This window comes from Desulfarculaceae bacterium, from assembly GCA_020444545.1.
GTDB lineage: Bacteria > Desulfobacterota > Desulfarculia > Desulfarculales > Desulfarculaceae > Desulfoferula.
Genome location: JAHLKT010000001.1, coordinates 885,158 through 906,643, shown reverse-complemented (window position 1 = coordinate 906,643; position 21,486 = coordinate 885,158). Strand labels below are relative to the sequence as shown.

Annotated in this window: 21 protein-coding genes and 1 riboswitch; of the genes, 3 read left to right on the top strand and 18 right to left on the bottom strand. The window is 65.0% G+C overall.

Annotated elements, in window-relative coordinates:
- Window positions 1-192: 192 nt before the first annotated feature.
- Window positions 193-374: riboswitch (cobalamin riboswitch) on the bottom strand.
- 266 nt (window positions 375-640) lie between these two features.
- From KQH53_04270 to KQH53_04235, 8 genes are all read right to left on the bottom strand, one after another.
- Window positions 641-1,519 carry a hypothetical protein gene (locus KQH53_04270; GenBank protein MCB2225872.1) on the bottom strand — a complete coding sequence of 293 codons (879 nt, stop codon included), beginning with the start codon at window positions 1,517-1,519 and terminating at the stop codon, window positions 641-643.
- Window positions 1,520-1,657: 138 nt separating this feature from the next.
- A complete protein-coding gene (locus KQH53_04265; GenBank protein MCB2225871.1) occupies window positions 1,658-2,944 on the bottom strand; it encodes a TRAP transporter large permease in 1,287 nt (428 codons plus the stop codon).
- Complete coding sequence (locus tag KQH53_04260) at window positions 2,941-3,483, bottom strand: TRAP transporter small permease (protein MCB2225870.1); 543 nt, start codon at window positions 3,481-3,483, stop codon at window positions 2,941-2,943. The genes KQH53_04265 and KQH53_04260 overlap by 4 nt, the downstream gene beginning before the upstream one ends.
- A gap of 149 nt (window positions 3,484-3,632) precedes the next feature.
- A complete protein-coding gene (gene dctP, locus KQH53_04255; protein MCB2225869.1) occupies window positions 3,633-4,703 on the bottom strand; it encodes a TRAP transporter substrate-binding protein DctP in 1,071 nt (356 codons plus the stop codon).
- A 128-nt stretch (window positions 4,704-4,831) separates the two neighbouring features.
- Window positions 4,832-5,713, bottom strand: a complete 882-nt coding sequence (locus tag KQH53_04250) for a pyruvate ferredoxin oxidoreductase (protein ID MCB2225868.1) — start codon at window positions 5,711-5,713, stop codon at window positions 4,832-4,834.
- The gene (gene porA, locus KQH53_04245) at window positions 5,710-6,879 is read right to left on the bottom strand and encodes a pyruvate ferredoxin oxidoreductase (GenBank protein ID MCB2225867.1); all 1,170 of its coding nucleotides are present in this window, start codon (window positions 6,877-6,879) and stop codon (window positions 5,710-5,712) included. The genes KQH53_04250 and porA overlap by 4 nt, the downstream gene beginning before the upstream one ends.
- Window positions 6,876-8,066: an NAD(P)-binding protein gene (locus tag KQH53_04240; GenBank protein ID MCB2225866.1), complete on the bottom strand. Its 1,191-nt coding sequence runs from the start codon at window positions 8,064-8,066 to the stop codon at window positions 6,876-6,878. The genes porA and KQH53_04240 overlap by 4 nt, the downstream gene beginning before the upstream one ends.
- A 7-nt stretch (window positions 8,067-8,073) precedes the next feature.
- Window positions 8,074-8,625, bottom strand: coding sequence for a 2-oxoacid:acceptor oxidoreductase family protein (locus KQH53_04235; GenBank protein ID MCB2225865.1), 552 nt, complete (start codon window positions 8,623-8,625; stop codon window positions 8,074-8,076).
- Between the two features lie 336 nt (window positions 8,626-8,961).
- On the opposite strand from KQH53_04235, the gene KQH53_04230 reads away from it, so the two are divergent.
- Complete coding sequence (locus KQH53_04230) at window positions 8,962-9,732, top strand: IclR family transcriptional regulator (protein ID MCB2225864.1); 771 nt, start codon at window positions 8,962-8,964, stop codon at window positions 9,730-9,732.
- Between the two features lie 85 nt (window positions 9,733-9,817).
- On the opposite strand, the gene KQH53_04225 is transcribed toward KQH53_04230, so the two are convergent.
- The 7 genes from KQH53_04225 to KQH53_04195 form a co-directional block, all read right to left on the bottom strand.
- On the bottom strand, window positions 9,818-11,641 hold the full coding sequence (locus tag KQH53_04225) for an AMP-binding protein (GenBank protein ID MCB2225863.1): 1,824 nt from the start codon (window positions 11,639-11,641) through the stop codon (window positions 9,818-9,820).
- Window positions 11,629-12,450, bottom strand: coding sequence for an ABC transporter ATP-binding protein (locus tag KQH53_04220; GenBank protein MCB2225862.1), 822 nt, complete (start codon window positions 12,448-12,450; stop codon window positions 11,629-11,631). Before KQH53_04220 ends, KQH53_04225 begins: the two co-directional genes overlap by 13 nt.
- Before the next feature lie 83 nt (window positions 12,451-12,533).
- Window positions 12,534-13,718, bottom strand: a complete 1,185-nt coding sequence (locus KQH53_04215; GenBank protein ID MCB2225861.1) for an ABC transporter substrate-binding protein — start codon at window positions 13,716-13,718, stop codon at window positions 12,534-12,536.
- 105 nt (window positions 13,719-13,823) lie between these two features.
- Window positions 13,824-14,867, bottom strand: coding sequence for a branched-chain amino acid ABC transporter permease (locus KQH53_04210; protein ID MCB2225860.1), 1,044 nt, complete (start codon window positions 14,865-14,867; stop codon window positions 13,824-13,826).
- 21 nt (window positions 14,868-14,888) lie between these two features.
- Window positions 14,889-15,773, bottom strand: a complete 885-nt coding sequence (locus KQH53_04205; GenBank protein ID MCB2225859.1) for a branched-chain amino acid ABC transporter permease — start codon at window positions 15,771-15,773, stop codon at window positions 14,889-14,891.
- Window positions 15,774-15,777: 4 nt separating this feature from the next.
- Entirely contained in the window at window positions 15,778-16,557 is a 780-nt protein-coding gene (locus KQH53_04200) for an ABC transporter ATP-binding protein (GenBank protein MCB2225858.1), read from the bottom strand.
- A gap of 70 nt (window positions 16,558-16,627) precedes the next feature.
- Complete coding sequence (locus KQH53_04195; GenBank protein ID MCB2225857.1) at window positions 16,628-17,257, bottom strand: TetR/AcrR family transcriptional regulator; 630 nt, start codon at window positions 17,255-17,257, stop codon at window positions 16,628-16,630.
- Between the two features lie 298 nt (window positions 17,258-17,555).
- Between KQH53_04195 and KQH53_04190 the strand changes: the two genes are divergently transcribed.
- Window positions 17,556-18,125 (top strand): cupin domain-containing protein, encoded by a 570-nt coding sequence (locus KQH53_04190; protein ID MCB2225856.1) that lies wholly within the window; start codon window positions 17,556-17,558, stop codon window positions 18,123-18,125.
- Between the two features lie 4 nt (window positions 18,126-18,129).
- The gene (locus KQH53_04185) at window positions 18,130-19,776 is read left to right on the top strand and encodes an AMP-binding protein (protein ID MCB2225855.1); all 1,647 of its coding nucleotides are present in this window, start codon (window positions 18,130-18,132) and stop codon (window positions 19,774-19,776) included.
- 79 nt (window positions 19,777-19,855) lie between these two features.
- Here the strand turns inward: KQH53_04185 and KQH53_04180 are convergent, their stop codons facing one another.
- From KQH53_04180 to KQH53_04170, 3 genes are read right to left on the bottom strand one after another with little or no spacing between them, the layout of a single operon-like run.
- Window positions 19,856-20,152: an antibiotic biosynthesis monooxygenase gene (locus KQH53_04180; GenBank protein ID MCB2225854.1), complete on the bottom strand. Its 297-nt coding sequence runs from the start codon at window positions 20,150-20,152 to the stop codon at window positions 19,856-19,858.
- A 30-nt stretch (window positions 20,153-20,182) separates the two neighbouring features.
- On the bottom strand, window positions 20,183-21,010 hold the full coding sequence (locus tag KQH53_04175; GenBank protein MCB2225853.1) for a DUF169 domain-containing protein: 828 nt from the start codon (window positions 21,008-21,010) through the stop codon (window positions 20,183-20,185).
- Window positions 21,011-21,024: 14 nt separating this feature from the next.
- The gene (locus KQH53_04170) at window positions 21,025-21,477 is read right to left on the bottom strand and encodes a MarR family winged helix-turn-helix transcriptional regulator (GenBank protein MCB2225852.1); all 453 of its coding nucleotides are present in this window, start codon (window positions 21,475-21,477) and stop codon (window positions 21,025-21,027) included.
- Window positions 21,478-21,486 lie beyond the last annotated feature (9 nt).

Below are 21,486 nucleotides of genomic sequence, written 5' to 3'. Positions count from 1 at the left end.
AAGGATTTTGCATATGTCCCGACGAAGTTGAATCACCGGCTTCCTTGTCTTTGCTCGCTAGCCGCGCAAGCCCACAAAAAAACCCCAGCCCAAAACGGGCTGGGGGAATGCACCCTGGTTTACTTCTTCGCCCCAGGCCGGACCACCAAAGAGCGATGCGAAACATCCCTTGCCGCAATCCGCGGCGGCTGGTGGGGTCCGTATTTGGCCGGCAGGTCTTCTGACTCCCGGGTCGTCCTCGGGCCGCGCCTTCCCGCCCTATGGGGCAGTGGCAAAACTGCGGCCTTTGTCACCGGTTACAGCGGCGGGTCCGTGACGGCCTTTCACCGTCTTCCCTATTAAGCCCAATGGGCGCCGGTAGCTGGGCCATTAAAGGGCACCCCGGGGTTGGTGTCAAGCATTGAAGCCGCGGGATTCTAGGCGAACCCCCTAATTTGTTCTTCTCGCGTTTCAGGGAAATTACCCATGTCAGAGCCCTGTTCTTTTGATCATCGCTCCTCCGCGCGCCCGGCGCGATGGGGCTCTGGGGAGGGCGGCCGGTAGGGGCGATGAAAAGGGGGCCTAAAAAGAGGCAGCCGACCCGAGGGCCGGCTGCCGCGATAGATTCGGTGGTTACGCGATGACGGGGTCGCCCCCCTGGCTAGACCCCTCCGCCCATCTCCAGCAGGGCGCGCGCGTCGTAGTCCTTCTCGGCCGGATCGTCGATCAGGTACACGTCGGGCATGCCCACCGGCGGCTCGTCCTTCAGGGAGACGCAGAGCTCAAAGGCCTGGTCCACCTTGTCCGCGTCGCCCTCGATGGCCAGGTGCACCGAGCCTTCCGAGCCCGCCACGCCGCCGGCCCCGATTTGATAGGCCTTCACCCCGCACAGGATGCCCAGGGCCTCGATCTCGGTGATGGCCTTGGCCTCGGGCAGCATGACGATCTTGGCGGGCATGCCGGTGGACTTGTCGAAGTGATAGACCCCGCTGTGCTGGGCCGCGGTCATCACGCAGGGCACCATCTTCTCCAGGCTCACCGGCACGATGAACTCGCCGCCCCGGGGGGTGACATAGGGCCACATGGCGCCCATGGTGCCGCACTTCAGGGAAGAGGCGTAGGTGCCGGTCAGGCCGGTGTGGTCGATGGCGTTGGCTCCCTTGACCACCACGTCGCCCTGGCGGAACTTGGCCACCTCGGCGTTGGAGTCGGCGTCTTCGAGCACCTTGCCCTTCTCGATGACGTGCCAGGTGCAGGGCGGGGGAGTGCGCGCGTTGTTGGTGCCCCCGTCGCAAACCAGGCCCACGGTCTGGTTGGCCTTGTTGGCGATGGAGATGTCGAACAGCTCCTCGCACACGTAGGCGTTGGTGATGCCCCGGCCGATGATGACCATGCCGTCCTGGTAGGCCTTCTGGAAGATGGGGCTGGCCACCGCTCCCTTGGCCACCAGGCGGCGGGACTGGGAGGGGCTCAACACCACCATGGCGGCGGCTTGCTTCTTGTCCGGGCTGGGGCCGGGCACTTCCACGGGGTAGAACATGCTTGGGATCTCCCTTCCGCTTGCGCTGGCAAGCGTTCGGTGGGGTCTATTAAGTCGTTCTTGCAGCCGGGCCACGGGCCCGCGCCGGGCCGGAGAGTACGCCGGTCCCGGCCGCTTTTGGCCGCGGGGGAATCTACTCTATTGTATGAACCCCAGCGCCCTGGGGACAGCCAGGGAAAGCTCCGGGATGAAAACCAGGAGCAGCAGCACCAGCACGTCCAGGGCGAAGAAGGGCCACAGCTCGGCCACCAGGTCCTCGAAGGGCACCTTGCCCACGCCCACCGCGGCGAACAGCGCCACCCCCAGGGGCGGGGTGATCAGGCCCACGTTGAGCGCCACCACCATCACCACCGCGAAGTGCACCGGATGCACCCCCACCTGCACCATGACCGGCGAGAGGATGGGGGCCAGGATGATGCAGCTGGCGGTGATCTCCAGCCAGGTGCCCACGAACAGCAGCAGGACCAGCACCAACAGCAGCAGGATGGTGGGGTTGCTGCTCAGGGTGAGCATGAACTTGGCGATGGTTTCGGGAAGCTGCACCCTGGCGATGATCCAGCCCAGGATGTTGGCGAAGCCGATGATGAAAAAGAGCATGGCCGAGGTGCGCATGGCGTTGCGGGCCGACTGCAGCACGTTGCGCACCGTGACGGTGTGGTAGACCACCAGGCCCACCAGCAGGGCGTAGAACACGGCCACCGCCGCGGCCTCGGTGGGGGTGAACGCCCCGGAGAAGATGCCCCCGATGATGATCACGGGCATGATCAGGGCCAGGATGGAGTCCTTGAAGCACACCACGAAGGCCTTCATCTCGAAGGGCTCCTCGATCTTGGGGAATTTGCGCTTGCGGGCGATGATCGCCACGAAGGCGCTCATGCTCAAGCCCACGATGACGCCCGGAATCATGCAGGCCGCGAAAAGAGTGCCCACCGAAAGCCCGGTCACCGCGCCGTATACCACCACGATGATGCTGGGCGGAATGATCGGCCCGATGATGGAGCTGGCCGCGGTGATCATGGCCGAGAACTTACGGGTGTAGCCCTGCTTTTCCATGGCCGGGATGAAGATCGATCCCAGGGCCGAAACGTCGGCCACCGCCGCGCCGGTGATGCCCGCGAACAAAAGACTGCTGTAGATGTTGGCCTGGGCCAGACCGCCCCGCACCCGCCCGATCATAAAATCCACGAACTTGATCAGGCGGTCGGTGATGCCGCAGCGGTTCATGATCTCCCCGGCCAGGCAGAAGAAGGGGATGGCCATGAGCACGAACATGTCGATCCCCGCGTACATGCGCGAGGCGACCATCTGGATGGAGCTGCCGGCCGACATCACCCAGGCGGTGGAGACCACCCCCAGCATGATGGCCACGGGCAGTCCGGCCAGGAGCAGGAACACCATGATGCTGAACATGATTATGGCGGTCATCGGGCCAACTCCTTGTCCGCGCGTTCCTGCTCCCGGGTGTATTCCTCGGCCGGGAGCCCCTGGTCATAACCCAGGGCCATTTGCAGCAGGCGGATGATGCTTTGGATGAACAGGAACCCTCCGCCCACCGGAATGGCCAGATAGGGCCAGAAGCGCTTGATCCCGCTGGCGGGCGAAATGGACATCAGGCCGAAGGAGGCGTATTTGATGCCGTAGAAGATGAGCAGGCCGAAGAGCACCGCGCCCAGCAAGGTGTGGAACATCTGGATGTAGCGCAGGCCCGGGCGCCGCGAGATGAAAAAGGTGATGGCGATGTGGCCGCCTTCGTAATAGACCACCGCGGCCCCCAAAAGGGCCATCCACACCATCATGAACTTGGCGATTTCCTCGGCCCAGACGATGCCGTCGCCCAGAACGTAGCGGAAGAAGATCTGGGCCCACACGATCAGGGTCATGGCGAAAAAAAAGGTGATGGAAATGTTGGCGGCCACCTTGTTGGCCACCGAGCCCACCAATTGAAGAACGCGGGGTAACTTCATTCCGCCCTCCGGCAAACACCTAGAATGCTTTAACCAGTTAAGCCGTGAAAAAAAAGCGAGGGCCCCGGGTTAAATCCGCCTTGGGTCGAGGTCTGGGAGCCGGGCCTGCCCGGCCGCCCGAGCGGGGCGGCCGGGCAGGCCGAAGGCAATTACTTCTTCTTGTAGCCCAACTTGACCAGAGCCTCGTCGGAGGCCTTGAGCACGCCGTCCACCCACTTGGGGTCCTTGACGCCCTTCTCGCGGATGAACTTGGTCACCGGCGGCTGAGCCAGGGCCTTGAACTCGGCCAGCTCGGCCGGGGTGGGATCATAGAACTGCACGCCGGCCTTGATGCAGATGTTGCGGCCGATGTCGCGGTAGACGCGGTTGGCCCGCTGGCCGGCGTAACCCGCCGCCTGGCCGCCCTGCAGGATGATCTCCTGATACTTCTTGGGCAGGCCGTTGAACCACTTGTCGTTGACGAACATGTGCAGCTGGCTGTAGACGTGACCGTCCATAACCATATACTTCTGCACCTCTTGCAGGGAACCCAAAAGGAAGGTGGGGATGGAGTTTTCCTCGCCGTCCACCACGCCGGTCTGCAAGGCGGTGTAGAGCTCGGCCCAGGAGATGGGGATGGGCTTGGCGCCCAGAGAGCGCACGATCTCCATGTGAGCCGGGTTGTCCATGGTGCGGATGGTCAGGCCCTTCATGTCCTTGGGCGAGCGCACCTCGCGCTTGTTGTTGGTGAAGTTGCGGAAGCCGCCGTTGTCCCAGATGCCGATCACCCGGATGCCGGTCTGCTTGCGCATGTCCTCGAACAGCGCCTGGCCGAAATCACCCCGGAAGACCTCCAGGGCCTGGTCCACGTTCTGGAACAGATACGGGACGGAGAGGCACTGGATGTTGGGATAGATGATGGCGATGGTGCCTTCGGTGTGGGAGGTGGAAGCCTCCACCTCGCCGGTCATGGTCATCTCTTGCAGCGAGGCGGTGTTGCCCAAGGCGCCGCCCGCGCTGATGGTCACCTGGATCTTGCCGTTGGAGGCCTTCTCCACGTACTCCTTGAAAGCCACCGCGCCCGCGTGCACGTACTGGGTGGGGTCGGCCACGTCGGCGTGAGCCATGGTCATCTTGATGACCTCGTCCTCGGCGGCGGCGCCCCCGGGAACCATCAGCAGAACGGCGGCCAGGGCCATCCCGCACACCCCAAGGGTCATGATCTTTTTCTTAAGAGACATACTTCTCCTCCCCTTCCCTGGTTTTAGGTATCCACAGTTGCTAAGTCGTCAATGGTTAACATTTATAGGCGTTGCCGTTAAGGAAAAATTCGCCGCGCTTGGCGTGAGGGCCCCGGGGCTCCCATGCCTCAGGCGCTGGGCGCGCATTTCCGGGCCAGGCTCTTCCAGCTTCGGTCGACCCCGCGCTGGAACTCCGCCTCGATTTCAGGTCCCATGGCCTTGAACCTGCCTTGCATCCTCAGATATTCCGAGACCGGCTCCTTGGCGGGCATTGGGCTCATCCGCCACTCTTCGCCGTCCATCACTTCGTAGAGCGGGAACACCCGGCTTTTCACCGCCCGGGCCGCCACCTCCACCGAAAGCTCCGACCCGTGCCGCCAGCCGGTGGGGCAAGAGGCGAACAGGTGGATGAACTTGGTGCCCCGGATGGAGTTGGCCTTGGCCATTTTGGCCATGAAGTCCTCGGGGTAGGCGATGGACGCGGTGGCGGCGTAGGGCACCCCATGGGCGGCCATGATGGCCACCATGTTCTTCTTGCGCTGGCTCTTCAGGGCGCTTTCCGGCGTGGTGGTGGTCCAGGCTCCCGGCGGGGTGGCCGAGGAGCGCTGGATGCCGGTGTTCATGTAGGCCTCGTTGTCGTAGCACACGAAGATGATGTCCTCGTTGCGCTCGGCCGCGCCGGACAGCGCCTGGATGCCGATGTCGAAGGTGCCGCCGTCGCCGGCCCAGGCCAGCACGGTCTCCTCGCCCCGTCCCATCCGTTCCAGCCCGGCCTTGAGGCCCGAGGCCGTGGCGGCGGTGGTGGCGAAGGCCACCGACATCACCGGCACCCTGAGGCAGCTGTTGGGGTAGACCCCGATGAAGGTGGACCAGCAGCCCGCCGGCACCACGATGTTGGTCTTGGGGCCCAGGGCCTCCATGGCGTGGCGCATGGCGATGGCCGCGCCGCAACCGGCGCAGGCCAGGTGGCCCGGCCCCATGATGTCTTGCGTGAGCGCCGTATTGGTCATGGCAGTAGCCCCGTCCATATGCAGTGATCCCCATGCTCGGGGCCGCTGGGCTTTCCGGCCGCGATGGCCAGCGCTTCGGCGGCTATCTCTTCGGGCACGATGTCCTTGCCGCCCAACCCCGCGAACAGGCTCCAGATATCCAGGCCGCCGGGGCGGCCGAACAGGGCGGCCTTGAGCTCCTGGCCCACGATGCCGCCCATGCCGCTGGAAACCCCCCGCTCCACCACCACCAGGCGCTTGGCGCCGCCCACCGCCCGGGCGATCATCTCCCCGGGGAAGGGGCGCAGCATGGCCAGGCGCAGCATCCCGGCGGCGTGGCCTTGCTCGCGCATCTGGTCCACGGCCAGCCTCAGGGCGCCGGAGGCCGAACCGGCCACCACCAGGATCGTCTCGGCGTCCTCGGTCTTGTAGGTCTGCACCGGGGGGCAGGAGCGCCCGAAGGCCTGGGCATAGGCCTGGGAGGCCCGCTGCCAGCTTTCCAGGGCCCCCACTGCGTCGTAGTGCCGGTTGTAGCGGATGGAGGTGTAGAGCTCGGGCCCGCACACGTTGCCGTAGGTGGCGGGGTGCTCGGTGTCCATGACGGCCTTGATCTGTTTGGGGATGAAGGCGTCCACCGCCTCCTGGTCCGGCAGCTCCACCGCCTCGGAGGTGTGGGTCAGGTAGAAGGCGTCCAGGTTGATCATCACCGGCAGGGAGACCTCTTCGGCCACCTTGTAGGCCACCAGGATGGAGTCCAGGACGTCCTGGCAATCGGCGCAGTAGTACTGGAGCCAGCCGGTGTCCCGCTGGGCCAGGGAGTCGGACTGGTCGCAGTAGAGGTTCCAGGGCGGGGCCAGGGCGCGGTTGGCGTTTACCATCACGATGGGCATCCGGCCGTTGGCCGCGTAGTGCAGCACCTCGTGCATCAGGGCCAGGCCCTGGGACGAGGTGGCGGTGAAGGCCCGGGCCCCGGCAGCGGCGGCTCCGATGCAGCTGGCCATGGCCGAGTGCTCGGATTCCACGTTGATGTAGGCGGCGTCCAGCTCGCCGCTCCCGATCATCTCCGCCAGGGTCTCCACGATCACGGTCTGGGGAGTGATGGGATAGGCGGGCACCACGTCCACCCTGGCCAGCAGCGCGGCCTGGGCGGCGGTTTCGGTCCCGGTCAGCAGCTTGTTGGTGCTCATCGCGTCATCACCAGCGCCCGCCGGGGGCATTCGTGGGCGCAGATTCCGCAGCCTTTGCAGTGCATCTCATCCACCTCCGGCGCGGTTCCTTGCGGGTTCACGCTCAGTGACACGTCCGGACAGAAAACCATGCAGCGGCCGCAGAGGTTGCAGTGGCCGCAGGAGAGGCAGCGCCCGGCCTCGGCCAGGGCCTGCTCCTCGCTGGCAAAGGCGTCCCCCTCCGGCCCGGGCCCGGCGGCCTCGAACAGGTCGTAACGGATCTCCTCGGCCTTTACGGGCTCCCCGGCCCGGGGGCCCTCGCCCAACTCCTGCAGCTCTTGGCTTTGCGCGGCCATGCCCAGGTCGCTCAGGGCCAGGGCCGCCAGCTCGCGTCCGGCGGCCAGGGCCAGGGCCACCTGGCTGGCCTTGTAGGCCCCGTTGGGGCACAGCGCGGCGCTGTCCAGCCGGATGGGGCCCGGGACAAGCCGCGTCGCCAAATCGGCCAGGCTTTGGCCGGGGGTGCTATCGGGGGCGTGGGCGCTCTGGTCGTGGATGACCAGGGCCCAGCCGTCGCCCGGGCCCTCGGCGGCCAGGGCGGCGAACTCCGCGCCCATGACCGGCTTGAGCCCGGCCAGGCGGATAAGGCGCGCGCTCTCGCGGCCCAGGGCCTCGGGGCTCAGCTTGCCCGGCTCCAGGCTGGTAAGGAAACCGCCCGGCTGCTCCAGGGGATCGATCAGGCTCACCGTTAGCCCGGCCAGGCCCAGGAAGTAAGCCGCGGCCAGGCCCAGAGGCCCCGCGCCCAAAACCGCCGCCGCGGGCCCCGTCTGGTTGCGGCCGGCCGTTGCCGGCTCCGACGCGGTGTCGGCCAGGTGCCGCTCCAGCATCTGAATCTTCAGGTTATGGTCCAGTTCCTTGCGCAGGCACTTGGCCTGGCAGGGGTGGTAGCACAGCCGCCCGGTCACCCCGGGCAGGGGGTTCACCGCCAGCACCCGGCCCAGGGCCTGGGCGCCGTCCTGGCGGAGCAGATCGTTGATGAAGTCCGGGGAGGGCATTCCCAGGGGGCAGGCTGCCTGGCAGGGAGCCGTCCGCTCCTGCACCGCGGGCATCAGGTAGCGCCAGAGCCCGGTGCGGTTGAAATCCATGTCCCCGCTGGTGATGGGCACCTTGGGCAGGGCGGCCATGGTGGTTATATCGTTTTTGTGGTTCACGGCGCGCCTACCCTTTGACCACGGCGTCGAAGGCCTGCCGGGCCGCCTCAACGTTGGCTTCGACCTTGGCCGGGGTGTATTGCTCGATGGCCCCCAGGACGTTTTGCAGCTCCAGGTCCGGGTCGAGCTTGGCAAAGGCGCCCAGCACCACGGTGTTCACGATGGGCGAGGAGCTGGAGCCCAGGCGGTGGGCCAGGGCCAGCTTGGTGGCGTCCAGGGTGGCCATGCGGAAGGAGCCCGCCAGGCCCACGTCCTGGGGCTTCTCGGTGTGGTTGAGCAAGAGCAGCCCGCCCTCGGCCAAGCCGTGGGTTACCTCGATCATCTCCAGCAGGGCGGGGTCCAGCGCGATGACCGTCTGGGCGGTCTCGATGCGGCCTCGTCTGAGGATCGGCTTTTCGTCCACCCGGACGTAGGCCGAAACCGGGGCGCCGCGCCGTTCCATGCCAAAGGCGGGAAAGGCCTGCACCCAGAAACCCTGACGGTAAAAGGCCTGGGCCAGCATCTTGGATGCCAAGACCGCCCCTTGGCCCCCCCGGCCGTCAATCCTTATTCCATGCATCGAAAGACCCCTTGTTGATGCGCGGCCGTTTCGCCTCAAGTCCGCAAAGCCTTGGCGGAAGCGGCCGGCCAGTGGCCCCCACCCCCGCTTGGCTATTGTTCGGTATTCTGAACGTTGCCCCGCATTTCAGACAAACTAACAAATCCCTTGATCGGGTGTAAACCACAATCTGCTTGATTAACCGCTTTTTTTGCTGTAAACCCGATTGGCAAATGAATTTCGGCATTTGGTACGCCGTTTGACATTTCGCACATGAGCGTGCTTTACTGGGCCACGGCGGCCTGATATGGTTGCTAGACCGTCCGCCGGGAATATCTACTTAAAATGGATGATTAATTGCCGCGCGTAATCCCCTCGGTAGCCCGCGCCCTCAGCGTTCTGGAGCTTTTCCTGGCCGAGCAGTGCCCCCTGTCGGTCCCGGAGATAGTCGAACGTCTGGGCTTTCCGCGCACCACCGCCCACGAGCTGGTGAACACCTTGTTGCACGTGGGCTATCTGCGGCGGGACGAGAAGCAATCCAACAAGGTGTTCCTGGGCCCCAAGGTCCTGGAGCTGGGCAACGTCTACGCGGCCAAGCTGGATCTGATCAGCGAAGGGCGCAAGGTGGCCGAGGAGATCGTGGCCAATTGCGACGAGACGGTGCAGATGGCCATCCTGGACGGCATCGAGGCGGTGTTCGTGGCCAAGGTGGACTGCTCCAAGATGGTGCGCCTGGTCTCGCGGGTGGGCTCCCGGCTGCCGGCCCATTGCACCGCCGTGGGCAAGATGATGCTATCGAGCCTCTCCGACCAGGAGATCGACGAGCTCTACCACGGCCGGGACCAGCTGGAGAGGATGACCGAGAACAGCATCGTCTCCCTGGCCCAGCTTAAGCACGAGCTGGCGGTCATCCGCAGGCGGGGCCTGTCCTACGACGACTGCGAGTCCAACACCGACATCCGCTGCGTCTCGGCCCCGGTGTACAGCCACACCGGCAAGATGGTCGCGGCCATGAGCATCTCGGTGCCCATCTCGCGCATCACCTCCAGCAAGCAGGACGAGCTGGCGGCGATCATCCGCAAGGGCGCCCGGGAAGTCTCCCAGAGCATGGGCCAAGCCGTCATGTGAGCCCGCCCAACCCCGGCGCGGCGCTCCGCGCGGGGTGGGCAAGATTCCAGCCAAAAATTAGGGAAAGATTCGGAGCGGCGCGGCCCTAGGCCCTGGCCTGCTTGCCGTAGACCACCTCGATCTCCTCGGCGAACTTCTGGTAGATGTTGGCCCGCCGCACCTTCATGGTGGCGGTGAGCTCGTCGTCGTCGTGGTCCAGCTCCTTGGTCAGCAACAGGAACTTGCGCACGTTTTCCACCCGGGCGAACTGGGCGTTGACCCGGTCCACCTCGGCCTGCACCAGGCGGTTCACCTCGGGGTTCTGCGAGAGGTTCTTGAAGTTGGTGTAGGCGATGTGGTTGTCCGTGGCCCACTTGCCCACGTTGTCGAAGTCGATCTGGATCAGGGCGGCGATGTAGTTGCGCCCCTCTCCGATCACGATGGCCTCCTTGATGTAGGGGCTCACCTTCAGGGCGTTCTCGATCTCGCTGGGCGCGATGTTCTTGCCGCCGCTGGTGATGATGATGTCCTTCTTGCGGTCCACGATGCACAGGTGCCCCGCCTGGTCCACCTCGGCCACGTCGCCGGTGTGCAGCCAGCCGTCGATGATGGCCTCGGCGGTGGCCTGCTCGTTCTTGTAGTAGCCCACGAAGATCAGGGGGCCCTTTTTCAAGAGCTCGCCGTCCGGGGCGATGGCGAACTCCACACAGGAGATGGGCTTGCCCACCGTGCCCATGCGGATGTCCTCATCCATGTGGATGAAGCTCAGGCCGGTGGACTCGGTCATGCCGTAGCCTTCCTTCACCCGGATGCCCAGGTCGTGGAAGAAGCGCAGCACGTCGGGACTCACCTTGGCCGCGGCCGAGAAGCAGAAGCGCACCTTCCTTAGACCCACGAAGTTTTGCAGGGCCCGCAGCATGAGCCAGTAGGCCGCCCAGAAGGCCAGCCGAAGGCCCGGGCCCGGCCGCCGGCCCTCCAGACGCTCGCCGGCCATCTTCCGGCCCACCGCGTAGCAGCGCTTAAACAGCCACCGCTTCAGGCGGCTGGAGTCCTTGATGTTGATGTAGATGGCCGATTGCAGCTTTTCCCAGATGCGCGGCACGCCCAGAAACACCGAGGGCGCGATCTCCCGAAGGTCGCTCTGGATGGTGGCGATGCTCTCGGCGAAGTTCACCGGATAGCCCACGTACATGGGCAAAAACAGGCTGAAGATCTTCTCGGCCACGTGGCACAGGGGCAGATAGGACACCACCGAGTCGTTCTCCGTGGCCCCGATGGCCTCGATGGTCCCCAGGGTCATGGCCTCGATGTTCACGTGGTTGATCATGGCCCCCTTGGGCTTGCCGGTGGTGCCCGAGGTATAGACCATGATGCTCACGTCCTCGGCCTTGCCCAGGGCCACCTGCTCCTCGAACCAGCCGGGCCGCTCCTTGGCCAGCTCCCGCCCCAGCTCCTCCACCTCCTCGAAGGAGATGATGATGTCTTTGGGGTAGTGCCTAAGGCCCTTCATGTCCTTGACGATGATCTTTTCCACCAGGGGCAGGTCGTCCCAGACCTCCAGGATCTTGTCGGTCTGCTCCTGGTCCTCGGCCACCACCAGCTTGCTGTCCGAGTGCTTGACCACGTAGTGGACCTCGGGATAGGGGCTGGTGGGATAGACCCCCACCGACACCCCGCCCAGGCAGATCGCCGCCAGGTCGGCGTAGAGCCACTCCCGGCAGTTCTCGCTGATGATGGCCAGGTGGTCGCCGCGCCCGAAGCCCAGGGCGCTTATCCCCAGGGCGAAGTGCTGCACGTGGTCACGGTAGCCGTTCCAGGTCACCTCCTGCCAGATGCCGAATTCCTTCTCGCGCAGGGCCACCTGCTCACCGAGCCGGGCCACCTGCCCCAGGAAAAATTGCCCCAGGGTCTTGCCGCTCAGCTCAACCACCGTTTCCTCCGCTTGTAATGCTTGACCTCGCGGTAGCTTTTGCGGCCTCCGCCCTGGCCCAGGCCCAGGTAGAACTCCTGCACGTCCTGGTCGGCCAAAAGGCGCTCCACCGGGCCGTCCAAAACCACCCGGCCGTTTTCCATGATGTAGCCGTAGGAACTCACGCTCAGGGCCACCTGGGCGTTCTGCTCCACCAGGAGGATGCTGGTGCCTTCCTTCTGGTTGATCTCCTGGATGATGGCGAAAATCTCCTCCACCAACAGGGGGGCCAGTCCCAGGGAGGGCTCGTCGAGCATCATCAGCTTGGGCCGGGCCAACAGGGCCCGGCTGATGGCCAGCATCTGCTGCTCGCCGCCGCTCAGGTAGCCGGCCAGGCGCCCCAGGCGGCTTTTGAGCACCGGGAAGTAGGTGAAGCACTTTTCCAGGTCGGCCTTGACCCCGCTCCGGTCCCGCCGGGTGTAGGCCCCGCAGGCGAGGTTCTCCTCCACGGTAAGGTCCTCGAAGATGCGCCGCCCCTCCATGACCTGGAAGATGCCCTTGCGCACCAGGACGTGGGGCAGGTCCTGGCCCAGCCTCTGGCCCTCGAAATCGATCCACCCGTCGGTCATCTCGCCGTCCTCGAGAGGCAACAGACCGCTGATGGCCTTGAGGGTGGTGCTCTTGCCCGCCCCGTTGGAGCCCAGCAGGCTCACGATGCGGCCCTGGGGCACCACCAGGCTCAGCCCCTTGAGCACCAGCACCACGTGGTTGTAGACCACCTCGATGTTGTTGACCTTGAGGATGGCCTGCTCGTCGTTGTGTTCCGCCATAGGTATCGGGCCGCCCCGCTTCCCTTTAGTAAATTCATGTGGGGCCGGGCGGGGCCGCGAGGGCCCCGCCTCGGCCGTGGGGGTTACTTGTCCAGGTAGATCCAGTCCGAGGCCGGCATGAACTTGCCGCCCTTGCCGATGTAGACTTTGCCCACCGCGGTGGCGTTGCTGTGCTTGAAGCTCACGATGCCCGCGAAGCCCTGGGTGTCCCAGTCCTTGACCTGGGGGATCATGTTCTTCAGGTTGGGCCCGGTGATGGGCAGGCCCTTGGCCTTGCACATCTTGGCCAGCTTCACGTAGACCATGCCGGTGAACCAGCCCTGCATGTAGCTGTTGGGGCGGTACTTCACGTCCGGATGGTGCCGCTTGTTGAAGTCCTGGATGATCTTAATCATGGGTACGTCGGTGTGGTACCAGTAGGCATAGGGCATCACGCCCATGTAGCCGTCGCCGTCGGCGCCCAGCTTGTCCAGGAGCATCTTGGACATGGTCCAGAAGGTGCCCATGAAGGTGGTCTTGAGCCCGAAGTCCTTGGCCCCGCGGATCACCGCCGGGATGGGCGGGACCACGTAGCCTTGGAAGATGCAGTAGTCGGGGTTGTGGCGCTTCAGGTCCAAGAGCTGGCTGGTGATGTCCACCGCGCCCACCGCGGTCACTTCCTCGGCCACCACCTTGACGCCCAACTTCTTGGCCATCTCGCGGGCGTAGGGGACGGGGTCGCGGCCGAACTCGGTGTCCGAGTGGAAGAAGGCCACCGTGGGAGCCTGTCCCTTGGTCTTGGGGTGGGCCGCGATGTACTTGAGCAGGATGCCGAACTGCTGGGCGTAGGTGGGCCCGGAAACGAAGAAGTAGGGGTTCTTGGCCCGGTCGGCCAGCTCCTGGGAGAAGCTGGTGGAGCCGTAGACCAGGTGGTAGCGGCTGTTGATCTCCGGGGCCAGGGCCTTGCCCTCGCCGGTGGACTCGCCGTAGTTCATCACCGGGCTGTACTTGGCCACCATCTTCTTGAAGCTGGCCACCGCGCGCTTGAGGTCGTAGCCGGTGTCCTCATAAATGTATTCGAATTTCTGACCGTCCACCCCGCCCTGCTCGTTGGCATAGGCGATGGAATCGGCCAGGCCCTGGTGGATGTGCTTGCCCGCGAAGGCGAAGCGGCCGGTCAGAGGCTGCTGGGCGGTGATCTTGATGGTGTCCGCCGCCAGCGCCATCCCGGCCCCCAGCACCAGGCACAGGGTCAACAATAGCCCCAAGGTAACCCGTAACGATTTCATCTATCCCTCCTCGGCATCAGTGAAACCCAAGTCCGCCCGGCGCGATGGCGCCCGGTCCGGACATCCCTCCATCGGTTCCTCCGGCCTTGGCCGGGCCCCGAGCCCCTAGTGCTCGAAAGGCCAAAGCCGGAAATAATCCTTCAAGCGCCGCCACATCTCGGCCAGGCCGTGGGGCTCGAAAACCAGAAACACCACGATCAGCAGGCCGAAGACCACGGTCTGCAACGGGTAGAGGTAGCTCATTACCTTGTCGTCCAGGCCCTGGAAAAGGGCCAGGCCGCTTTGCAGCGCCTCGGGGACCATGGTCATGAAGATGGCCCCGAAGATGGAGCCCAGCACCGAGCCCAGCCCGCCCACGATGATCATGGCCAGGTATCGGATGGACTCGTGCAGGGGGAAGTGTTCCGGGGTGACGATCTTGAGCAAATAGACTTGCAGGCAGCCGGCCACCCCGGCGAAGAAGCTGGAGGTGGCGAAGGCGTAGAGCTTGTACTGGAACAGGTTTATGCCCATCAGCTGAGCGGAGATGTCGCGGTCGCGGATGGCGATGAAGGCCCGGCCTACCCGGGTGCGGAACAGGTTGCGGGCCGCGGTCACCGCGATGATCATGATGGGCACGGTGACGAAGTACATCTTGAACTCGGTGTCCAGCTTGAGGCCGAACAAATCCGGCGCGGGCACGTTGATGCCCCGGATGCCGCCGGTCACCGAGTTCCAGTGCACGAAGATGAAGTCGAAGATCATCTGGGCGGCCAGGGTGGCGATGCACAGGTAGAGCCCCTTCATGCGCATGGAGGGCGCGCCCACGATGATCCCGAAGAAGGCAGCCGAGATGCCGCTCAGGGGCAGGCAGAGAAAGAAGGGCAGGCCCAGGCTGGTGGTGAGGATGGCGCTGGTGTAGGCCCCGATGCCCACGAAGGCGGCGTGGCCCAGCGATATCTGGCCCGCCGCCCCGGTGAGGATGTTCAGGCCCACCGCCGCGATGATGGCCACCCCGGTGAGGTTGGCCATGTAGAGCAGGTAGGGCCCCACCATGAAGGGGAAGGCGGCCATGGCCGCGAAGAGCACCACCAGCCAAACCCGTACCGTGTTGCTGCGGAACACCGCCTCGTCGGCGGCGTAGGACTGCTTGAAGTCGCCTATGCGCATGGCTGTGCCGATTCCCTCCCGCTACAACCGCTCGATGTCTTCTTTGCCGAAAAGCCCGTAGGGCTTTATCAGGAGGATCAGGACCAGAACCACGAAGGGGGCCAAATCCTTGACCCCGCCGCCCACGTAGGGGTCCAAATAGCCCCCGGCGATGTTCTCCACCAGGCCCACGATGAACCCGCCCACCACCGCCCCGGCGATGGAGTCCAGGCCTCCCAGGATCACCACCGGGAAGATCTTGAGGCCGATGCCCCCCAGGGTGGGCTGGATGCCGCCCATGTTGCCGATGATCACCCCGCCCAGGGCCGCGGCGATGGCCCCCAGGGACCAGGCCACGGTGAACATGCTGCGCACGTTGATGCCCATGGAAAAGGCGGCCATCTGGTCCCCGGCGGTGGCCCGCATGGCCACCCCCACCTTGGCGTACTTGAACAGCAGGGCGAACAGGATCACCGTGATCATGGCCACCACGAAGCCCCAGAACAAATTGGAGCGCACGATGATGTCGCCGATGATTATGGGCGCGCGGGGGAACAGGGGCGGGAAGCTCTTGAAGTCGGTGGACCAGATGATCTCGGCCAGGCCCATGAGGATGGAGCTCAGGCCGATGGTGACCATCACGATGCTGATGGTGGGCTGGCCCAGCATGTGCCTCAGGATGGCCCGCTCCACGAAAAGCCCCAGCAGGGCCGAGCAGACCATGACCAGCAGGAACGAGGGTATGGGCGGCAGGCCGATCATCACCATGGCGGTGTAGAAGAAGTAGGCCCCGATCATCATGAACTCGCCGGTGGCGAAGTTGATGATGCTGGTGGCCTTGTAGATCAGGACGAAGCCCAGGGCGATGAGGGCGTAGACCCCGCCCACCGCGATGCCGCTGACGATCAGTTGCAGCAGGATGTCCATCGCCCTAGCCCCTCTTCTCGCCCAGGTAGGCCTTGATCACCTCGGGATGGTGCTGCATCTCCTCGGGGGTGCCCTCGGCTATCTTCTGGCCGAAGTTCAAGACCATCACCCGGTCGCTGATGTCCATGATCACGTTCATGTCGTGCTCGATGAGCACGATGGTCATGTCGCGCTCCTCCTTGATGTCCAGGACGAAGCGGGCCATGTCCTCGGTCTCCTCGGCGTTCATGCCCGCCACCGGCTCGTCCATCAAGAGCACCTTGGGCTCCATGGCCAGGGCCCGGGCCAGCTCCACCCGCTTTTGCAGGCCGTAAGCCAGCGAGCCCACCGCCTGCTTGCGGATGGGCTCTATCTCCAAAAAGTCGATGACCTCGTTTTCCACCTGTTCCCGAAGGGCCATCTCCTCGTGGTGGGCCGAGCCCCAATACATCAGGGCCGACAAGAGGCCGGTCTTCAGGTGGGCGTGGGCCCCCAGCTTTATGTTGTCCAAAACGGTCATGCCCCGGAACAGGGCGATGTTCTGGAAGGTGCGGGCCAGGCCCATGGCCGCCCGCCGGTCGGGGCTGGTGCGGGTCACGTCCTTGCCCTGAAAAGTGATACGCCCCGAGCTGGGGCGGTAGAAGCCGCCGATGCAGTTGAGGATGGAGGTCTTGCCCGCCCCGTTGGGGCCGATGATGGCGAATATCTCGCCCGGGTTGACCTGGAAACTGACCTCGGAAAGAACCGTAAGTCCCCCGAAGGACAGGTAAACTCCCTCCATGCTGAGAATAGGCTGGTCCGCCATGCGCCTCCCGCGGGCTGTATAGGGTGAGGGGCTGCCCCGCCGCGTTCGCGGAGCCGATGGCGCCGGGGAGCTAGTTGCTTATGCCCCGAGCCACTATATCTATGGCCAACTCCAGGGTGTCCTGGAGATAGTCCTTGTCCGGCGCGAAACCGCGCTTGCTTTCTTCCCAAAGCACCAGGCCGCTGAACACCGACCAGACCAGGTCGGCCAGGGCCACGGGGTGGTGGGGCTTGAACTGCCCCGCCTCGATGCCTTGCTGGAAGATGCCGGCCATCATCCGGAGCGCGTGAGCGGCCATGGAGTTGATCTGCTCTTTCAACTCCGGGGACAGCTCGGTCAGCTCCTGGCTGGCCTGCATGTGCAGGACGTTGGTCACGATGAGAGGGTCGAAGATGTAGACGTCGTGCATGGCCCGGGCCAGGCGCCGCACTTTCTCCGGCGGCTCCAGCCCGCTTTGCCCGGCCACCTGCTCCACCTTCGCGCAGAGAAGGGCCAGCATTTTCACGTTGAGCGAGGCGTACAGCTCGCTCTTGTTGTTGAAATAGAGGTACAGGGTGGCCGGACTAAGCTCGGCCCGGGCGGCGATCTCCTCCATGGTGGCGCCTTGGTACCCCTTGCGGGAGAAGACCTCCTTGGCCGCGTCCAGGATCGCCTCCCGGCGCTGCTCCTTCTCCCTTGCCCTGCGCTCCACCACGCCCATGATCGTGTATTGCAGCCTCCCGGAAAGGGTTTTGCTGAATGCAATTCATGGTGTGAACGATATTTATAAGTGATCGCTTCGCCAAAAGTCAACTGGTCCCATGGGCGATATCAGGAAGCCCAAACACGGCGGGATGGCGCGGCGGCCGTCGGCGTTTCGCCGCTATTCACGGGCCTTGGGGCCTTTGGGCGCATAAGCCCCGGGCGGCTGGTCCTTGCATGAATTAGTGCATGAACCGGGCATTTTCGGTAAAGAAAGCAGGACAACCTGATTGATCAACTTAGCTAGGGACGAGACCATGAGCCAGAAAAGCCTGGGGGCGCGCATCGCCTCCTTCCGCCAAAGCAACGACATCTCCCTGCGACAAATGGCCGAGCGCACCGGGCTGGAAGAGTCCTTCCTGCGCGCGGTGGAAGAGCAGGACCTCTACCCCTCTCTGGGGCCCCTGCTCAAGATCGCCCGCGCCCTGGGCGTGCGTTTGGGCACCTTCTTGGACGATAAGGTGAGCCGCGACCCGCTCATCGTGCGCCTGAGCGAGCGGGAGCAGGAGCTGGTCACCCACCGGGGCGACCAGGGCCCGGTGGACACGGTGTTCTACTCCCTGGGCCGGGGCAAGACCGACCGGCACATGGAGCCCTTTTTCGTGGAGATCGGCCCCGCTTCCGGCGAGCCGGCCAAGCTCAGCTCCCACGAGGGCGAGGAGTTCATCGTGGTGACCCAGGGCCGGGTGGAGCTGACCTACGGCCGGGAGACCACGGTGCTGGAGCCGGGCGACAGCATGTATTACAACTCGGTGGTGCCCCACCACCTGACGGCCTTGGACGGCGAGAAGGCCTCCATCTACGCCGTGCTCTATTTCCCGGAGTAGGGTCATGGCCGATTCCATCGTCATCGACAAGACCCTGGGGCAAATACTCAACCAAACCGCCGAGAAGTATCCCGACAACCCGGCGGTGGTCTACGTGGACCGCGACTACCGCCTGAGCTGGCGCGAGTTCCGCGCGGTGGTGGACGACATGGCCAAGGGGCTCATGGCCCTGGGGGTGGAGCCGGGCCAGAAGGTGGCGGTCTGGGCCTCCAACCTTCCCTATTGGGTGGCCCTCCAGTTCGCCACGGCCAAGATCGGGGCCATCCTGCTCACCGTGAACACTCACTATCAGCGGGCCGAGCTGGAGTATCTGCTCCAGCAGTCCGAGGCCGAGAACCTGATGGTGGCCGACCGCTTCCGGGACAACGATTTCCTGGCCACGGTCTACGATCTCATCCCCGAGCTGCGCTCCCAGGAGCGCGGCCACCTAAACACCCCGCGCTTCCCGCATCTCAAGCGGGTGTTCTTCCTGGACCAGGAGAAGCACCGGGGCATGTTCTCCATGCCCGAGATCCTGGACATGAGCCGCATGGTGAGCGACGCCGAGCTGGCCCGGGTGGAGGCGGCCCAGGACCCGGACGCGGTGGTGAACATGCAGTACACCTCAGGCACCACCGGCTTCCCCAAGGGCGTGATGCTCACCCACAAGAGCATCGGCACCAACGGCTACTGGATCGGCAAGAACCAGAACCTGGGGCCCAACGACCGCGTCTGCCTGCCGGTGCCTCTGTTCCACTGCTTCGGCTGCGTGCTGGGGGTCTTGGCCGCGGTGAACCACGGCGCCTGCATGGTCATCCTGGAGGAGTTCGACCCGGTGCAGGTGATGGCCTCGGTGGAGCAGGAGCGCTGCACCGCGCTTTACGGCGTGCCCACCATGTTCATCGCCCAGCTCGCCCATCCCTTGTTCGACAAGTTCGACTTCTCCAGCCTGCGCACCGGCATCATGGCCGGGAGCCCCTGTCCCATCAAGACCATGCGCGAGGTGATGGACAAGATGAACATGTCCGAGGTGACGATCTGCTACGGGCTCACCGAGAACTCGCCGGTGATGACCCAGACCCTGGCCGACGACGACGTGCGCCGCCGCACCGAGACGGTGGGCAAGGCCATGCCCGGCATCGAGGTGAAGATCGTGGACCCCAAGACCCGCCGGGAGCTGCCCGTGGGCAGCATCGGCGAGGTCTGCTGCCGGGGCTACAGCCTGATGAAGGGCTACTACAACATGCCCGAGGCCACGGCCGAGGCTATCGACGACGAGGGCTGGCTGCACAGCGGCGATTTGGGGGTCATGGACGAGCACGGCTATTTGGCCATCACCGGCCGCCACAAGGACATGATCATCCGGGGCGGGGAGAACATCTACCCCCTGGAGATCGAGGAGTTCGTGCGGCGCATGGAAGGCATCATGGACGTGCAGGTGGTGGGGGTGCCCAGCAAGAAGTACGGCGAGCAGGTGGGGGCCTTCGTGCGCCTGGAAGAGGGCGCCGACCTGATGCCCGAGGACGTGCGCGACCTGTGCCGGGGCCAGATATCGCGCTACAAAATCCCCAAGTACGTGGCCATCGTGGAGGAGTATCCCATGACCGCCAGCGGCAAGATCCAGAAGTACAAGCTGGTGGACCAAGCGGCCGAGCTCTGGCCCGAGGCTTGAGGCCCCGCCGCCTGTCTGAAAACAGCAAGGGCCCGGCCATTCCCGGCCGGGCCCTTTTTTCTGCCTGCGCGCGGGGCTTCTAGCTCCGCACCACCTCGTACAGGGCCGGGTAGTGCGGGAAGCTCTCCATGTAGGGCGCGACCATCTCCTGGAAATCGGGGGCGTTGGTGGCCCGGGCGAAGTCCCCGGCCGACTCCCATTCGGCCACATTAACCAGCCCGAAGCGGGCCCCGGGCATGAGGGCGCGGTGCAGGCGGGTGGAGACAAAGCCCGGCTGGCGGCGCATGTAGGCGGCCACCTCGTCCCAGAAAGCCAGGGCCTCTTCCTCCCGGCCCGGCGGCACCTCGAAGGGGTTGATCAAAATCACCTTGGACACGACGCGGCTCCTTTGCCGGCGGGCGGCTTCTCAGCTCCAGGCCTTGTTGCTGCGGGCGATCTTCTTTTGCACCGTCTTCCAGGTCTTGGTGTGCAGGAAGGACTCCTCGTAGCGCGCCAGCATTTCCTGGAACATGGCCAGGGGCACGGTGAAGGAGAGCTCGTCGGTGTTGAAGAACTTGCGGGCCGAGGGGTCCCAGCCGCCGAGCACCGCGCGGCTCTGGCCCTTGGCGAGGTAGCGCAAGGGCCAGGCGGCCAGGCCGCCGCAGGCCGCCGCCCAGGGAGAGGCCACCACCTCGGGGTCGTTGGTCACGAAATAGGCCAGCTGGTGCAGGCCGCTCAGGGACTCGGGGCGGCCGAAGAAGATGACCAGCTCCGGGGTCTCCCCGGCGGTGAACAGGCTCAGGGGCTTGACCACGCAGTACTTGGCCGGGGCGGGCGGGGGGTCTATTTGTTCGAAGGCGCGCCGCAGCTCGTCCGGCGACTCGCAGTAGAACTCGCCCTCCATGGCCCCGGGGATGCCCGAGGAGACATAGGCGATGATGGTCTCGGTCTGGGGCTTGTGGAAGCCCAGCCAAAAGGAGCCGCCGGGACAGCCGAACTGCTCGGCGCTGAAGTAGGCGGGCCGGTGCTTCTTGCGGGCGCGCCAGATGTGGCCCAGCACACAGGAGAAGCCGCCGAAGACCTCCTGCCAGTTGATCCGCTGGTCGATCTCCTTCTGGCGGGTGGGCTGGTCCAGGGGCTTGGGGGTGAAGCCCTCGGCGGGCTCCTGGTCGGTGTAGAACAGGCCCAGGGGCTCCTCGCCCAGGCCCAGGGTCTCCAAAAAACCGTCCAACTTCGGGTATGTCTGCTCGGGCATGCTCGTCCTCCCGTTTATTGCATTCTTTCTTCCAGGGCGCGCAGGGTCTTGAGGGCCCGGACCAGGGAATCCCGGCTAAGGCCCTTGGTCAGGCGGTTGGCCCAGAGCGCGTTGCGCCGCGACATCTCGTCCAGGGCGCGGCGTCCAGCGGGGGTCAGGGCGATGAGCTTGGCCCGCTGGTGGTCCGGGTTGTCCCGGGGCTCCACCATGCCCTTGCCCTCCAACACGCCCACGCTGCGCCGCACGCCCTGGCGGGTCAGGCCCATGTTGCGGCCGATCTGGGCCATGGTCAGGGGATCGTCGTCCACGGCCCCCAGCACCTGCCACAGGGCGCTGGTCAGGCCCAGGTCCTTGGTCAAGCGGTCGCCGGCGGCCAAGAGGATTCCGTGGAAACGGAAGCTTTCCAGAACCAGGTCGGTGAAGGCCTCGGCGGCCGGGGTCATGGGGGCTGGTGGCTTCTTGCTCATGACAATATG

Excerpts from the sequence above, each read along its gene's own strand:
- KQH53_04270 (MCB2225872.1), bottom strand. The coding sequence starts at position 1,519 with ATGTTCTACCCCGTGGAAGTGCCCGGCCCCAGCCCGGACAAGAAGCAA.
- KQH53_04265 (MCB2225871.1), bottom strand. The coding sequence starts at position 2,944 with ATGACCGCCATAATCATGTTCAGCATCATGGTGTTCCTGCTCCTGGCC.
- KQH53_04260 (MCB2225870.1), bottom strand. The coding sequence starts at position 3,483 with ATGAAGTTACCCCGCGTTCTTCAATTGGTGGGCTCGGTGGCCAACAAG.
- dctP (MCB2225869.1), bottom strand. The coding sequence starts at position 4,703 with ATGTCTCTTAAGAAAAAGATCATGACCCTTGGGGTGTGCGGGATGGCC.
- KQH53_04250 (MCB2225868.1), bottom strand. The coding sequence starts at position 5,713 with ATGACCAATACGGCGCTCACGCAAGACATCATGGGGCCGGGCCACCTG.
- porA (MCB2225867.1), bottom strand. The coding sequence starts at position 6,879 with ATGAGCACCAACAAGCTGCTGACCGGGACCGAAACCGCCGCCCAGGCC.
- KQH53_04235 (MCB2225865.1), bottom strand. The coding sequence starts at position 8,625 with ATGCATGGAATAAGGATTGACGGCCGGGGGGGCCAAGGGGCGGTCTTG.
- KQH53_04220 (MCB2225862.1), bottom strand. The coding sequence starts at position 12,450 with ATGGCGGAACACAACGACGAGCAGGCCATCCTCAAGGTCAACAACATC.
- KQH53_04215 (MCB2225861.1), bottom strand. The coding sequence starts at position 13,718 with ATGAAATCGTTACGGGTTACCTTGGGGCTATTGTTGACCCTGTGCCTG.
- KQH53_04210 (MCB2225860.1), bottom strand. The coding sequence starts at position 14,867 with ATGCGCATAGGCGACTTCAAGCAGTCCTACGCCGCCGACGAGGCGGTG.
- KQH53_04205 (MCB2225859.1), bottom strand. The coding sequence starts at position 15,773 with ATGGACATCCTGCTGCAACTGATCGTCAGCGGCATCGCGGTGGGCGGG.
- KQH53_04200 (MCB2225858.1), bottom strand. The coding sequence starts at position 16,557 with ATGGCGGACCAGCCTATTCTCAGCATGGAGGGAGTTTACCTGTCCTTC.
- KQH53_04195 (MCB2225857.1), bottom strand. The coding sequence starts at position 17,257 with ATGGGCGTGGTGGAGCGCAGGGCAAGGGAGAAGGAGCAGCGCCGGGAG.
- KQH53_04190 (MCB2225856.1), top strand. The coding sequence starts at position 17,556 with ATGAGCCAGAAAAGCCTGGGGGCGCGCATCGCCTCCTTCCGCCAAAGC.
- KQH53_04185 (MCB2225855.1), top strand. The coding sequence starts at position 18,130 with ATGGCCGATTCCATCGTCATCGACAAGACCCTGGGGCAAATACTCAAC.
- KQH53_04175 (MCB2225853.1), bottom strand. The coding sequence starts at position 21,010 with ATGCCCGAGCAGACATACCCGAAGTTGGACGGTTTTTTGGAGACCCTG.
- KQH53_04170 (MCB2225852.1), bottom strand. The coding sequence starts at position 21,477 with ATGAGCAAGAAGCCACCAGCCCCCATGACCCCGGCCGCCGAGGCCTTC.